The sequence below is a fragment of the Bradyrhizobium sp. 155 genome (assembly GCF_023101105.1).
GTDB lineage: Bacteria > Pseudomonadota > Alphaproteobacteria > Rhizobiales > Xanthobacteraceae > Bradyrhizobium > Bradyrhizobium canariense_D.
Window position 1 is genome coordinate 169,751 of the sequence record NZ_CP064705.1, and the last position, 14,175, is coordinate 183,925.

Here is a 14,175-nt window from a genome sequence, read left to right on the forward strand (position 1 = left end):
ATCAGGATCAGGGGTAGTCGCAGACATCAATCGTGCAGAGGTGAAGGTGGGACCACGGCAGGGGAAATCCTGAAACCCATTATGTGGCCAATCATCCGATCGACGCCTGACGCTAGACCAGGGACAGCCCCAGACGAAAAAACGGAAATGCGGTATCCAACCCGCGCATCAGAGCCTGTTCACCGACGTCTTTGGGTTCCGCCTTCTCCTCTGCACGATCTATCGGTGCAAGAACTTCACGATAAGCCTCGTGGAGATGGGAAACCGTGCGTTGTGTGCTTGACTGGGGACATCAGAATGGGATGGTCCGGCCGTGCTCCTGCCCCGCCAGCGATAAGCTGGCTAGGGACGCCAAAGACAAGGAGCACGCCATGTCCCAGATACGCAATACCGCGATCGCCGATATCGGCAAGAGCTCGTTCCAGGTCGTGGGCCACGATGCACGCGGCGCCATCGTGCTGCGGCAAAAGTGGTCGCGTGGCCAAGTGGAAGTGCGGCTCGCCAACATACCGCCTTGCCTGATCGGCGTCGGCGCACATCACCTGAGCCGCAAACTCGCATCGCTTGGTCATGATGCTAGGTTGATGCCGGCCAAATATGTTCGTCCCTATAGCAAGGGACAGAAGAACGACTTCAATGATGCCGAAGCGATTGCCGAAGCCGTGCAGCGCCCGACGATGAAGTTCGTGGTGACCAAGACCGCAGAGCAACTGGATCTGCAGGCGCTGCATCGGGTGCGCGAACCGCTGGTTTCACAACGCACCGGCATCATCAACCATTTTCGGGCCTTCATGCTGGAACGGGGGATCGCCGTTCGCCAGGGTATCGGCTTCCTGCGCACGGAACTGCCCACCATCCTTGCGACGCGCACCGATGCCCTGTCGCCACGCATGTTGCGTGTCATCGAGGAGTTGGCAGGCGACTGGCGCCGGCTGGATCAGGTATCGATAGCCTATCCGGCGAGATCGAAGCCCTGGCCGTCAAGATCAGGCATGTCGCGCCCGATGGCGGTGCCTGGCATCGGGCCGATCATTTCGAGCGCCATGGTGGCTGCGATCGGCACTGGAGACGTCTTCTCCAAAGGCCGCGACTTCGGCGCCTGGCTCGGATTGGTGCCCCCGCAGATCTCGACGGGAGACCGCACGATCCTCGGCAAAATCTTGAGGCGCGGCAATCGCTACCAGCGCGCTCTGTCGGAAAAGGGGCCGACGACATCGCCTGCCCCACTGGATGTTTCTGCCATATCCCGAAGTTGAGTTACCTACTAGCGTGGCCTCTAGCATAGCCGCCTTCCGGGCGTGCAGGTAATCCTGGTAGCGGATGGTTGGGTGAACCTTCCGGGCGGCCTTGAAGGCCGCGTTGAACTCGAATAGTTCGCCGCCTCCATCTTCTCGATCGCCGCGTTGAAGGCCGCGACCGCGGCGCGAGGGCGCTCCACTATAGCGCGACAATCTGGATGGGAAGCGCGCGACAATCAGGATGGCGAGTCGGTGTCGCGGCGAGGTGATGATTGCCGCAATGATTGTCGCGCGCAAGAGTTTTGTTCGCTCTGATTGTCGCGGAGCGTCAATCAGCGAGTGTTTTTGGTGTCGCGTGCGAGGATGGTCGCCCTGGACCACGCTTCCGCTCGAGCGCGGTGCGCCTGCGATAGCTTTCGACGTTCATCTCGACGATGGTGGCGTGGTGAACGAGGCGATCGATGGCGGCGAGCGTCATAGCAGGATCCGGGAAGACCCTGTTCCACTCTCCAAAGGGCTGATTGGCGGTGATCAGCATGGAACGCCGCTCGTAGCGAGCGCTGATGAGCTCGAACAGCACGCTGGTCTCGGCCTGGTCCTTGGTGACGTAGGCAAGATCATCGCAGATCAGGAGGTCGAAGCGGTCGAGGCGGTTAATGGCGGCCTCGAGATTGAGCTCGCGCCGCGCCACCTGGAGCTTCTGGACGAGATCGGTGGTGCGGGTGAAGAGGACGCGCCATCCGTTCTCGATAAGGGCCAGGCCGATGGCTGCCGCCAAGTGACTCTTGCCGCCGCCGGGCGGGCCGAACAGCAGCAGATTGGCGCCCTTGCCGAGCCAACCATCGCCGGCGGCGAGCGCGGTCACCTGTGCCTTGGAGATCATCGGCACAGCCTCGAAGTCGAAGTTGTCGAAGGTCTTTCCAGCGGGCAGCCGCGCCTCGACGAGATGGCGCTCGACGCGGCGGCGGCCGCGTTCGGCGATCTCGTGCTCGGCAATGGTGGCGAGGAAGCGGGCCGCCGGCCAGCCTTCCTTGTCGGACTGCTCGGCAAATTGCGGCCACAGCACCTTGATGGCTGGCAGCCGCAACTCGTTGAGCAATAGATTGAGGCGCGCGGTGTCAATGGTATTGGCCGTGCTCATGCGGCACCTCCGATCTCGCCGGCACCGATGAGGCACTCATAGGTGGCGAGCGGTGCGAGCTGCACCACGACGTGCGGCACGCAGGCCGGATCGGGAGAGAAGTAAGCGCGCAGCCGGTTGAGGTCGGGCAGTCGGCCGGCATCAAGCTCGGTCGCGAGCTGATCGGCGAGTTCGGCCTCGCAGCCGCGCTCATGGGCCAGTGCGAGCAGATCGACCATGATCCGGCAGGCTTTCCTGTCCGGCAGCCGTTCGCGCAAGCAATCGAAGGTTCGGCAATAGGCATCGCGCGGGAACAGCCGATCACGGTAGACGAGATTGAGCAGCGCCATTGGCTTGCGCCGCAAGGAATGGATCACGTGCCGATAATCGACGACCTGGTCGTGCTTGCCGTTGGAATGCGGCCGCCCACGCGGCAGGGTGACGAGATGGGTGCCGCCGACGAACACGTCGAGACGATCGTCGTAAAGGCGCACCCGCAGTTGGTGCCCGATCAAACGCGACGGCACGGTGTAGAACACCTTGCGCAAGGTGAAGCCGCCGCTTGACGTCACGCGGACAATCACCTCCTCGTAGTCCGAGGTGCGGCGATCTGGCAACGCCTGCAGGGTGGCGCGCTCGTGGTCGATCCGCTTGGAGTTGCGGGCATTACGGCGGCTGACGATCTCGTCGATGAAGCCGCGATAGGCGGCGAGATCATCGAAGTCGGCAGTGCCGCGCAACAGCAGCGCATCGGCGATCGTGCGCTTGAGATGGCCATGCGAGCTTTCGATCGCCCCGTTCTCGTGGGCGATGCCGCGATTGTTGCGGGAAGGCCGCATGCCGTAGTGGGCGCAGAGGTCCTCGTACCGCCTGGTCAGATCGTCCCTCGCATTGCGATCGAGATTGCAGAAGGCGGCCGACAGGCTGTCGGTCCGATGCTCCCGCGGTGCCCCACCGAGCGACCACAGGGCATTCTGCAGCCCTTCGGCCAATGCGACGAAGCTCTCGCCACCGAGCACGACATCGGCGTGTTCAAACCCGCAATAGGCCAACCGGAAGTGATACAGGCGATGATCGAGCGGCACGCCAGCGATGGCGACCCCAAGCTCGCCCATATCGGTGAAGTCGGACAGGCCGACCTGGCCCACTTCGTGGGTCTGGCGGAAGATGACCTCCTGCTCCTCGCCGTGGATCGCCCGCCAGGCGCGGATCCGGCGCTCGAGCGTGCGGCGGATTCCAGCCCCCAGCTCAGGATGGCGTCGGAGCATCTCCTCGAAGATGGCCACGGGCCGCACGCCGGGAGCCGCCTTCAGCATCGGCACGACCTCCAGGCCGAAGACGTTGGCCAAGGGATCCGGCCGCCGCCTTTGCCGCGGTGTCTTCTTTTGCGACGGAAGGCGCAGATCCTTCTCGAGCCGATAAGCGGTCGACGAACTGAACGACGCCTTCGCGGCCGCCTCTGGCGGCGAATTGGTTTGACGGAACTTCATGTAGAGCCTCATCTGGTGATCGGTGACATGGCAGCCTGGCAACGGGTGATTCCTCTTTGGCGAGAAGAACCATCCATCACCGGCCAGCCGCGATCACCAGACGGCGCGGTCCGCTCGGATCGCGCCGTCGCCGGGCTCGTAACTCCGGTCGGGCTACGCCCTCCCTGCGTCACGAGCCCGGCGAAGCTCTCTCATCCTGATTGACGCTGCACTTCCATCCTGATTGCCGCGCCGCACTCCACGTCCGTGTGGTGCTTGGTGAGGCCGACGCAGAGCCCGGCCGCCATCCTCGAGCTTGCGCGGGATGGCTTCGGGCTTGCCTGGACGGACTGCTTCAATCGTACAGTGATAGCTGCGGCGGAAGTGACGCCGCGGATGCAGCAATCGACGATGCGGCCCGGCTGGTCCTCGACGGTCGCGACGGTCGCCGCGCCGATATGCCCGGCCCCTCGATCCAGATCGCCGCGACGCCGGCGGCGCGAAGGTGATAGTCAGCCAGATCGTCGTCGTGGCGAGCCTTGCCCATGTCGCGCAATAGGATCCGTGATTTGCGTCGATCGCTTCAAGCCCGCCTCGGCGTTTTTTCCCGCCTAATGCGGCGAGCATGCATGGCCGCTGCCAGAATACCGACAGCTCCGACCATGATGATGATCCAGGCCCCGCGTCCCAAAGAAGCACGTCGGTCATCGTCACTCCTCCTGGTCTACGCCGACCAGCGCTCCCGCGCCCTCCGTCCCCTACTCCCGCGACGCCCCTTGCGATCATTGATGCGACGTTGCGGCGTGTTGGCAAGGCGCGGGAGAACGCTCGCCGACGGGTGCTCGATCAGCTCGTCAAGCATCGGCTCGTGCTCGGCTGGCGGATGCTCCAGGGCGGCGAGGAAGGCCCTGCCCGCGCACTTAGGCTGAACCAGGCAGCCCCTTACAATCAAACTCGGCTTGACGTGGGAGTACTCACACCGTCCCGTTCAGCCTGTTCAAGAACTCAGGCGCAATCAGAAAGAGCGGATTATCAAGAAAAAGCCCGACCGTTGTTGCGGCCGGGCCAGTTTACTGGAACGGGAGAGCTGAACGGTTTAGTACCGTCCGATGGAAGGGCCGCCGAACTTGTAGTTGACGCGAACCGTGACGAGATCGACGTCCTGACGAATGCGATCCGCACCGAATGCTAGGCCCGCGGGGCCCGTGAAAGTGAGGGTACGATCCTGCATGAACAGATGATCGTATTCGACACCAGCCGACCAGCCGGGGGCAAAGCCGTATTCCAGGCCCACCCCAACCGTGCCGCCCCAACGGGTGTCATCGCCGGTGGTGGCAAGCACAGCGCCAGTCGCAGTCGAATAGATCCGGTTGCGATTATCGGTCACGGCAGCACCGCCCTTGACGTAGAACAGGACGTTGTTGGTGGCCCAGCCGAGCTGACCCGTGAACAGACCAAACGCATTGATCCGTGAATCGTTGCGGAAGCCCGGTCCGAACAGGGTGCTCAGGTTGTTGCCGCGCAGGTCCGCCCAGTCGCCCTGCGCTTCCAGGCCGAACACCCAGGTGCCGGTCTGCCAGCGATAGCCAACCTGACCACCCGCAACACCGCCGGTTGCATCGTGCGAACCCTCGGGGCCAACCAGGAAGGGCGCAACCGAATCCCAGCTGTTGCGGCTTGAGCCCCAACCGCCGTTGGCGCCGATGTAGAAGCCGCTCCAGTCGTAAATAGCGGCGACCATCGGAGGCGCCTTGGTATAGGGACGCGCTGCCATATCCGCCGCGCTGGCGGGAGCCGATAGGCCGAGAGCCAGTGCCCCGGCCGCAGTCAGTAGAAGTTTTCTCACGAGTGTCTCCCCAGGAAGAAGTTGAAAGCACGACTTGTTCACCCACTGCCGCGCAGACGTTACTTTTTCCCTTGCTTATTGCTGTAGCTAGCCTGCAACACTCAGTGAATATCGGAATGGAATAGGTCATGTAAATTAACCACTTAAGTTCCCCAAGTCGGCGGAACCTCATAAGGTTCCGATCTTGCGTAGTGGAAACGCAGAGCCCTCCGGGCGCCCGTAGTCCGGCGCTCCACCGTCAACCGCAGTAGGAACAGTGGCGGACCATTCAGGGCTTGGCAGTTGTAGTGCTCTCACCCTGGGCCGGTGCCTGCGCTCGTGCGTCCATCAATGAAGAGCCGGTACTCGAAGTGGCGCACCCTCCTAGCCCGACGCCGGATGCAAGCAACGCGGCAACCGCAGCAATCAACCTGCAATTCTTCCAACCATATGCGGCACGCATGGGGCTCGTTCGACCAGCAATGCGGGGCAATTAAGGCTAGCGTCCACCGGAACGCGCCGCTTGGGCCCGCCAGCGTGAACCGGAATCTTTCCTGGATGATCTCGGCGCCAGGGCGGGCTGCGGTAGGCGCGAGACCGACGAGGAGCACACCGAGTTCGGAACGATCATCCGCGACCCGCTCTTAGGCCAGTACCGTGGCTTTCAGCCGCATTGAGGGGTGGCCCCGCGACGCGACCAGCGAGGTCGCAGATGAGCTGGCGGAACGCGCCGCCGCCGCCGAGATCACGCCCGCCTTGCGGGCCTTCATCGAAGCGAATGCTACCAAGCCCTTTGCCGTCCAACTCGCGCTTCCATTACCCGGAGCTGCTTGAGCATGGCGCGCCTCGCCCCCGCCAAGCGGATCAGCAGAGCTACGACCTCGCCATGATGGTATCGCCGACTACCTCACGCGCGAGTGAGACGCGGCCGAGACCATCGACCCGCTCATCCGCATCCTCGATCGGGACAGCCTGCGCGAGGCGATCACCGAGGTTTTGGTCGACGCGCGGGTGCAGCCGAGGCCGAGAACGGAGCCGCGAAGGCTAAGCGATGAACTGCGTCGCTTGCGAAGACACCGGTAGGATATGGAAGCTATCTGCCGCGAGCTGGCCCAGGCGACGACCGATCCCCTCGAGCGCGCCGCGCTGCACGAGATCGCAGAGAACTACAGCAAGAAGGCCGCTAACTGAGGCGGCCTTACTTCTAGGTGTTCCGCTTATAAATACACGCGCAAGGAACAAACGAAGATTTATTAGAATCACAATCTGTTCTCGCCCGGAGAACAGCGGGCCCGCCAGCGTGAACCGGCCGCCTGACGCGAGCGTGCCACACGCACGACAAGCAGAAGGGCGCGCCGCAGCGCTGAGCTTCAGGAACGTATCGCGTCAATCGCGTGGGCAATCAGGATTGCAACGCTGACCGCGATTACGATTACGAGCAGCCAAGTGATCACGTTCGTCTCCACTGATGGAGTTGAACGCGCTCAACCGTGCACAGTCAAAAACAACCGGCCAAAAAGCTTAATTCGGCGCTGGGCTGAGGATTAATGGCAACTCTTGCGTCCGCAGTCGGCCCTATCGGCGGAAGGCCTGTAGGAGAAGAACACCAACAACGCACGCCGCGAGCAGGAGTAAGAAAGTACCCACGGCAGCCCCCAATCGTTAGGGATTTGCACGGAAACTTACATCATCCGGGGGCGAGCCCAAGCTGTCCAGGCGCTTATCGTCGCTTCTTTCCAAGAAGAATGGCCCGGTGAACCGGCGCCGACCTAAAAAGCGGCCTCAGGATGAACCCGAGGCCGAAAAGGCAATTGCTTAGACCGATGGCGCCCACCCCCGTCCGCATCCGCAAGCACGAGGCTGTGCCCCAGACCGGCAGCTACGAAGTCTGCTTCGCCGATGGTCGGGCGAGCGTCTATTTCTACTGGGACGATATGCCGGGACGGCGGCTCGCGCCGAACCTGTTGACCGGGGCAGAAGCGCTTGAGCAGGCCCGGGCACTCGCAAGAGCGGAGCTCGCCCGCTATCGAAAGACGAAATGACCAAAGGCTGGCGGCGCCCCTTCGAGGATCCGGTCAGGATTGACGATCGCTCTCTGCTGACGCTAACTCGACGCCGGCGAGTACATTGCCCCTTGCCGAAGAAAGAGCACGCGGCACCGGAATGGCAAGCGGCGATGCAAGCGCTGATCCTGGTAGCGGAAGGCGGCGGACCGACGATGTTTGCCCGGATCGGGATCATGAGGGCACTGAAGCGACAACATGTCCCGGAGTTCAACCCGAAGGGGAAAGAACCGCATTGGGACCGGCGCAAGCTGAAAAGGGATCAATGATCTCCGCGGGGGATTCCGCCTCGATTGCCGCTTGTTCCCGCCCTCGGCCACATGATTTTCATCTTTTGTCGGCATCAATTATCCATACTGCATCACCATTTGAGGACAGCATTTGATGGCCAAGGAAAATTGCCTGATCGTTCGTGCCGCCGGGAGACAACTTGATCTGCTCCGCGGAGAAGCGTCGCGCATTGCAGAAGGACAAAAAATCGACTGGTGGATCGATCGCGCGGACATTGGGGCGCGCTTTTGCTTTGAAGATTCGGAGGCAAAGAAGACTTTTGAGACCGCGTGCGAGAACCTCGGCGTTCAATACCAGGAGGTCTAGGGAGGCCCCGGGGCGTTTCAAGGGGGAATCCGCAGGCTTCCGCATCGCTGCGGCGCCTGCGGTCGGCGCTGCTCTGTTCCGCACGATCAGTTCAGCCCCAAGGCGGTCGGGGGGCTTTTGGGATGCAAGTGGGCCCGCGCCATTGCCAAGATTTCCCGGAAAGATTGGGGCCCCGCTAGCGTGAGCCGGCGACCCCGTAAATTCCCAAGGCGACAGTAGCCGGCCCATTCCTTAGTCGGGACTCGACGCCGCGGTCTAGCTGTGGTTGCGTGCGGCGCTTTATAAAACCATTTGGGGGACTGGGAATGAAACGACTCGTTCTGACCGTCGCAGTAACGCTCGCCGCAACCACAGCACACGCGCAATATCTCAGCGGCACTGGCTCGAACCCGAGCACGCACACTTCGTCGGGCTACACCCGTAGCATCGGCACCTATGTGGCTCCGTACGTCGCCACCAATCCGAACGGCACGCAGCGGGACAACTTCGGCACCAGCGGAAACGCGAATCCCTACACCGGCGCCACCGGTCATCGGACACCGCGTTACTGATCGCAGCTATCAATGAGCGGTCAAGGCATCGCGTCATGGGGTTGGGCAATATACGATACTGCCCACTTCGCAGCGAACAAGCTTCTGCCGTATGCGCCTCTGATCACGCCATGTGTTGCCATCGTTGTTGGGGGCATAGCGTTCTATTCGATACATGTCACGAGGACGATTGCACGCAGGAGAGCTACGATCGACTTCTTTCTCAAGACTGAGGCGGATAGCTCGATCGTGAAACTGTTCCAAGCATTCGATGATCATGTGGAAGCTGTAAGCAAACAGATCAACGGGGGGAAGCTCTCAAGGAAGTTGTAAAGGGCGATGAATATAAGACAGTGCATGCGTGCCTGAACATTCATGAGCTCATTGCAGTTGGAATCGCCAACAAGGTGTTCGACGAGAAGGTTGCCTACCATTACTGGTCCGGCGCTCTCGTCGGGCATTGTAAGGACGCCAGCAAGATTATTGATTTCAGTCGCACTGATCCGGATGACCTTTCCGCCTATATTTCGATGCCAGACTTGAACAAGCGATGGAAGAAGAAGCTGGATGGTTGGTCCCTTCGGCAACGGAAACAAAAGCCGCCTGCTACCGTAGTGGCAGGTCCGATTACGCCCGCAGCCCCAGAGGGAAGTGCGCAGGCCCCAGTAGATACGCCATCACGCACAGTCACCTAATTGCACCCGCCAGTGGGAACCGGCGTTGCTGGCGCGCAAAAAGAAAAACCCGCCGACCTTATCAGCCGGCGGAGTTTAATTGAGATTGTTGGCAATCGGCGGGCACCGATCACTGGATTGGGTTAGCAGAGTCGCCAACATAGCGCTAACCCGGCGGGCCCTTGTTTCATGACCTGAGCCTCCGGCGGTGCATCATCAGCGGCTACCGGTCGCGCTTCTAGCTGGCTATCTGCTTGCTGCGCTGCGTCTAGGTTCCGCCGTGCGAGACATTGCAGAAACATCGGTATGAAATCACCTCTCCGCATATGAATCCCGGATGTCCCGGAACGCGCCTTACGAGTTTGCATTGTTTCTCTGTTTTGTGAGTTGTGGCGAGGTCGATCATGCGTCCGCTTTCTGGAATGATCGTGATTGCAACGGTCTCGACTTTGACGGGGCTTCACGCGACCCCTGCTGTCGGGCAAACATTCAATGACAGATGGTCTATCATCCCAAAGGCTCAAGCGGAGCCCGCTCCTGAAGGGCTCGATCAGATAAAGAAGGATGAGCCGCAAACGCAACCTCCGAACGGAGAAGAGTCCTCGAAAGATCGTTCAGGCGGTCAATCTTTCAATCGAGCCATTTCCGGAAAAGCCTCGTACTATTCGTATGCCAAAGGGAAGACAGCGAGCGGTTCATCATTTGATCGGAATCTACTAACCGCGGCGCACCGCCGTCTGCCGTTCGGCACGAGAGTCCGCGTCATTGATCTTGAGACGAATAAGTCGGTGGTGGTTCGTATCACCGACCGCGGACCCTGGGTCCGTGGCCGTGTCCTCGACCTCTCGCTGGCCGCTGCGCACAGCTTGGGGATTACGAAACGTGGCGTGGCTCAGGTTCGTGCTGAGGTGTTGTAGCAGACGTCCATTGCCCCGAGAAAACACGCAACCGCCGCCCACGCGCCCTTGCGTCAACAGTCCGGCTTTTGGCAAGAAACCAATGTGCCGTGTCTCTAAAGAACCCTGACGCTATCGCGGCCCTCGTATCCGCCCTCAGGCTCGTCCACGGTGACGAAGTCGCGCGAACCTTGCTCCAGGAAGGTATGAGCCTTGCCACGCTGATGGAAACGATGTTCTCCGCGCCGATAGCACATCGCGATGCCGTTCGATACGTCGCGACTGCCTTAGATGACTTCGCCATTACACCAGAACTCGGCCCTGTCTGGCATCTTCGCTAATTGTATGATGACCAGCCCGGCTCATTTCGCGTCGTCGATATCGAGATAGCCACGCCGGCCGGTACGTTGTCCAGCAACGACCTTTGGCTTCGGCTGCCCGTCTAAATAGCTCGCAACGTCTGCAACGTGGACCGTGCTGTCGACGACTAGCGAGGCCCCGTGCCCTCCTTGACGGCCTTGTAGGTCTTGATCTTGCCGGCTGGTAGCTCCTGGATCTGCGAGTAGCGCGAGGCGCGTAACTTAGCGATAATGTCGTCGGACTCAGGCAGAGCGCGGGCGAGCACGCCCAAACCAGTGCGAGGGGTGTGTTTCGGCATGGAATAAGGGCTCTGACTCATATGTGGAACGGCCCGGGCTGCAAGATCTTTCTCTGGTTGAACAAGGGATGACGGTGCGGTCATATGTTCGGCCTGTGAACGCGGCGCCTGGCCGCTGGCCACGATGATATCCGCGGAAGCAATCGCCCAATCAATTTCTCGCGCTCGAAGCGCAGTGAGTCAGGCGGTCTGATTGCTACCGGGAATGACGTCATTCGGGGTTCATCCAGATTTGCACCTTGCCTCCTCGGCAGCTTTCTTCTTCCGCCGGAGAGCTCTTAAGATTAGGATTTCAGCATTGCGGCCGGCGCCTGATAGATGCCGCCTCTGACCAGCAAGGCCCAGATCGTGCGCGCAATCTTATTGGCGAGCGCGACCGATGCGACCTTGACCGGTCGTCTTTGCAGCATGGTCCGAATCCAGAGTGGGACTTTCAAGCCTCGTTTAGCAAGCTTGATGATAGAGGTCGCACCAACGATCAAAGCGTCCGTAGTTGCCGATTTCCACGCTTTGATATCGCGCCGAGCCTTTCTTTTCCGCCGCTCGACTGTGCCCTCGGTGTGAGCCCCGTCCAAGCCGCAAAATCTCGTGCAGTCGCAAAATTGCGAGCGTCCAAAACCGATGTCCGAACGGTAGCGGCGATGAGAGGACCGACACCCGGAATCCTTGCATCGGGGTCCTTTCTGACGGCAACCAAAATCTCTCTGTCGAGCTTCTCTATGCGGGTTGTAAGCAGCTCAATCTGTTCAGCGAATAGGATCAGGGCAAAGCGGGCGGCGCCGGGGATCCTATTGTCTTTTTCGTCCCGGAGAAGCACCAGGAGTTTTGCGATGCTTGCCATGCCTGTGCCGGCGATAATGCCCAATTCGGCCATATGAGCACGTAGGGCGTTTGCAGTCTGGCTGCGCTGCCTCATCAGCAGCTCTCGCGTTCGCAAAATCATGCTGGCCGCTTGTTGTTCGGCAGTCTTCACCGGTACGAACCGCATTGTCGGGCGGGTGACCGCCTCACAAATGGCTTCAGCATCCGCCACGTCGGTCTTGTTTCGTTTGACGTAAGGCTTCACGTAGGCTGGCGGCATCATGCGGACAGCGTGGCCCAGCGCCGCGATCTCGCGTGCCCAGTGATGGGCACTCGCACAGGCCTCCATACCTACCATGCAAGCTGGAAGGCTCCGAAAGAAGGGCAGAATCTGCGATCGCCGCAATGTGCGGCGAACCAAGACTTTCCCGTTTTCGGCGATGCCGTGAAGAAAGATCGACTTGGCCAAATCCAAACCCACCGTGATAATCTTCTCCATGGAACGGTCCTTCCTTTGTGGCGCCTCTCTACGCGACCACGTTAGGCACTTTTGATGCCGGTTCGAAGGGCCGTTCCACACCATCACTTTTGATGAAGTTCAAGCGCCGGCTCGTGTTGGTTTCACAAAGGAATCAATATGATGCAGCGAGCCCTACGTCCGTCGGCTCTGGTCCCTCACGGGTTTGACGTGGAAAGCGCCTTTTGTGATGGCGCTACGACCGTGATCACCGTGCGTCCCACGAGCGGGACGAGTCTCTGTCCCGGATGCGGGACCAGTTCTGGGCGGATCCATAGCCGATATCAGCGGCGCCTAACCGATCTGCCGCTTGCGGGGCGGCAGGTTCGCTTGGTGGTCGTGGCGCGCCGCTTCCGCTGCGTTACTGCTCTCTGCGGTCGGCGTATTTTCACCGAGCGCTTCGATGACGGCGCTCTAGCACCGTGGGCGCGGCGAACGACCCGGCTCGATCTGATCGTCCATCACCTTGGCCTCGCCTTGGGTGGCCGCCCAGCGGCGAGTTTTGCCCGTCGACTTATGCTGCCCGTGAGCAACGACACGTTGCTTCGGGTGGTTAGAAGGCGCGGGTGTCCACCCTTTGCTGCGCCGAGCGTTATCGGCATCGACGATTGGGCCTGGCGGCGCAATCAGCGGTATGGAACTATCATCTGCGACCTCGAGCGGCGACGACCGATCACTCTCTTACCCGACAGAGAGCCAGCCACTGCGCAGGCCTGGCTCGCGGGGCAACCACAGATCGCTGTGGTCGCGCGCGACCGCGGCGGCGGTTACGCCCTTGCTGCGGCCAAGGCACTCCCGCACGCCACCCAGGTCGCCGACCGTTGGCACCTCATGGAGAACGCCAGCCACGCCTTCCTGGATGCGGTTCGCAAATCCATGCGCCAGGTCCGCATCGCGGTCGGCTCCGCCACCATAAATCCCAACTTATTGACCGCCGGCGAGCGCATTCAATATGAGGGTTATCTTCGGCGAGAAGACACCAACGCGGCAATCCTCAAACAGGCTGAGACGGGCGTCTCCATAAAGGAGATCGTACGGCTCACCGGCCATAGCCGGGGCCTCATCCGCAGGGTATTGCGAGGTCAGCGATCCGACGTGTTCAGGGTGCGCGAAAGCTCGCTCGAGCACTACCTGCCATGGCTCGATGTTCAGTGGGCCGCTGGTCATTGTAATGGCGCCGACCTGTGGCGTTGCCTCAAGGCGCAGGGATTTAGAGGCTCGGTGCGAGTCGTTACCGAATGGGCGACACGCCGTCGGCGTGCCGAAATGCCCGATGCTCAGAGCCTGCAGCGCGTACCGTCCGCGAGAACTATCGCCCGCCTGATGACCAATGGCCGCGATACACTATCAAGGTCAGAGACCGTCACCATTGCGGCGATCGAGCAAGGCGTTCCTCTTCTGGTGGAAGCTCGAGAGATCATAGCCGCTTTCCATGCGATGATCCGCAAGAAGGCTCCCATAGAGCTTGAACCATGGTTGGAACGGGCACGCGCAAGCCTCGTCATGTCTTTCGCCAACGGCGTCATCAAGGACAAGGCCGCCGTCAGCGCAGCGATCACAACGTCCTGGTCCAACGGACAGACCGAGGGCCAGATCACCAAGCTTAAACTGGTGAAGCGCCAAATGTACGGACGCGCCAAGCTCGACTTGCTGCAGGCTCGACTAATCGGTGCCACATGACCAGTGCTGCACCAAAATTGCGTCAGAGCCCTTATTCCATGCCGAAACACAACCGTTCGGGCCGGCCTCATGTCGCGCCAGCGCGAGCAGTTGCTCAAGAAGATGCT

The 14,175-nt window shown here is 60.9% G+C and carries 13 protein-coding genes and 1 pseudogene; 9 read left to right on the forward strand and 5 right to left on the reverse strand.

Annotated elements, in window-relative coordinates:
* Positions 1–302: 302 nt before the first annotated feature.
* The gene (locus IVA93_RS38240) at positions 303–1,256 is read left to right on the forward strand and encodes an IS110 family RNA-guided transposase (protein ID WP_247790075.1); all 954 of its coding nucleotides are present in this window, start codon (positions 303–305) and stop codon (positions 1,254–1,256) included.
* A gap of 310 nt (positions 1,257–1,566) precedes the next feature.
* Here the strand turns inward: IVA93_RS38240 and istB are convergent, their stop codons facing one another.
* The 3 genes from istB to IVA93_RS38255 all read right to left on the reverse strand — a co-directional run bounded on the left by istB (position 1,567) and on the right by IVA93_RS38255 (position 5,673).
* Positions 1,567–2,379, reverse strand: a complete 813-nt coding sequence (istB, locus tag IVA93_RS38245; protein WP_247300139.1) for an IS21-like element ISBj11 family helper ATPase IstB — start codon at positions 2,377–2,379, stop codon at positions 1,567–1,569.
* The gene (istA, locus tag IVA93_RS38250) at positions 2,376–3,890 is read right to left on the reverse strand and encodes an IS21 family transposase (RefSeq protein ID WP_524536836.1); all 1,515 of its coding nucleotides are present in this window, start codon (positions 3,888–3,890) and stop codon (positions 2,376–2,378) included. The genes istB and istA overlap by 4 nt, the downstream gene beginning before the upstream one ends.
* Before the next feature lie 1,033 nt (positions 3,891–4,923).
* Positions 4,924–5,673, reverse strand: a complete 750-nt coding sequence (locus IVA93_RS38255; RefSeq protein WP_247369731.1) for an outer membrane protein — start codon at positions 5,671–5,673, stop codon at positions 4,924–4,926.
* A gap of 1,802 nt (positions 5,674–7,475) precedes the next feature.
* On the opposite strand from IVA93_RS38255, the gene IVA93_RS38265 reads away from it, so the two are divergent.
* The 7 genes from IVA93_RS38265 (at position 7,476) to IVA93_RS38285 (ending at position 10,433) form a co-directional block, all read left to right on the forward strand.
* Entirely contained in the window at positions 7,476–7,694 is a 219-nt protein-coding gene (locus tag IVA93_RS38265) for a hypothetical protein (protein ID WP_247470412.1), read from the forward strand.
* The gene (locus tag IVA93_RS38270; protein WP_247470411.1) at positions 7,691–7,984 is read left to right on the forward strand and encodes a hypothetical protein; all 294 of its coding nucleotides are present in this window, start codon (positions 7,691–7,693) and stop codon (positions 7,982–7,984) included. Before IVA93_RS38265 ends, IVA93_RS38270 begins: the two co-directional genes overlap by 4 nt.
* A gap of 115 nt (positions 7,985–8,099) precedes the next feature.
* Positions 8,100–8,312 (forward strand): hypothetical protein, encoded by a 213-nt coding sequence (locus IVA93_RS38275; protein ID WP_247470410.1) that lies wholly within the window; start codon positions 8,100–8,102, stop codon positions 8,310–8,312.
* 305 nt (positions 8,313–8,617) lie between these two features.
* Entirely contained in the window at positions 8,618–8,863 is a 246-nt protein-coding gene (locus IVA93_RS38280) for a hypothetical protein (protein WP_247470409.1), read from the forward strand.
* 12 nt (positions 8,864–8,875) lie between these two features.
* Positions 8,876–9,175, forward strand: a complete 300-nt coding sequence (locus IVA93_RS41425; protein ID WP_502917327.1) for a DUF4760 domain-containing protein — start codon at positions 8,876–8,878, stop codon at positions 9,173–9,175.
* 20 nt (positions 9,176–9,195) lie between these two features.
* Positions 9,196–9,537 (forward strand): DUF4760 domain-containing protein, encoded by a 342-nt coding sequence (locus tag IVA93_RS41430; protein ID WP_524536884.1) that lies wholly within the window; start codon positions 9,196–9,198, stop codon positions 9,535–9,537.
* 383 nt (positions 9,538–9,920) lie between these two features.
* Positions 9,921–10,433 carry a septal ring lytic transglycosylase RlpA family protein gene (locus IVA93_RS38285; protein ID WP_247790076.1) on the forward strand — a complete coding sequence of 171 codons (513 nt, stop codon included), beginning with the start codon at positions 9,921–9,923 and terminating at the stop codon, positions 10,431–10,433.
* 466 nt (positions 10,434–10,899) lie between these two features.
* Here the strand turns inward: IVA93_RS38285 and IVA93_RS38290 are convergent, their stop codons facing one another.
* Together IVA93_RS38290 and IVA93_RS38295 are read right to left on the reverse strand one after the other, a co-directional pair.
* On the reverse strand, positions 10,900–11,193 hold the full coding sequence (locus IVA93_RS38290; protein WP_247790077.1) for a hypothetical protein: 294 nt from the start codon (positions 11,191–11,193) through the stop codon (positions 10,900–10,902).
* A gap of 161 nt (positions 11,194–11,354) precedes the next feature.
* A pseudogene (locus IVA93_RS38295) lies at positions 11,355–12,370 on the reverse strand (IS110 family RNA-guided transposase).
* Between the two features lie 141 nt (positions 12,371–12,511).
* Here IVA93_RS38295 and IVA93_RS38300 point away from each other — a divergent pair.
* Positions 12,512–14,068, forward strand: coding sequence for an ISL3 family transposase (locus IVA93_RS38300; protein ID WP_247790096.1), 1,557 nt, complete (start codon positions 12,512–12,514; stop codon positions 14,066–14,068).
* Positions 14,069–14,175 lie beyond the last annotated feature (107 nt).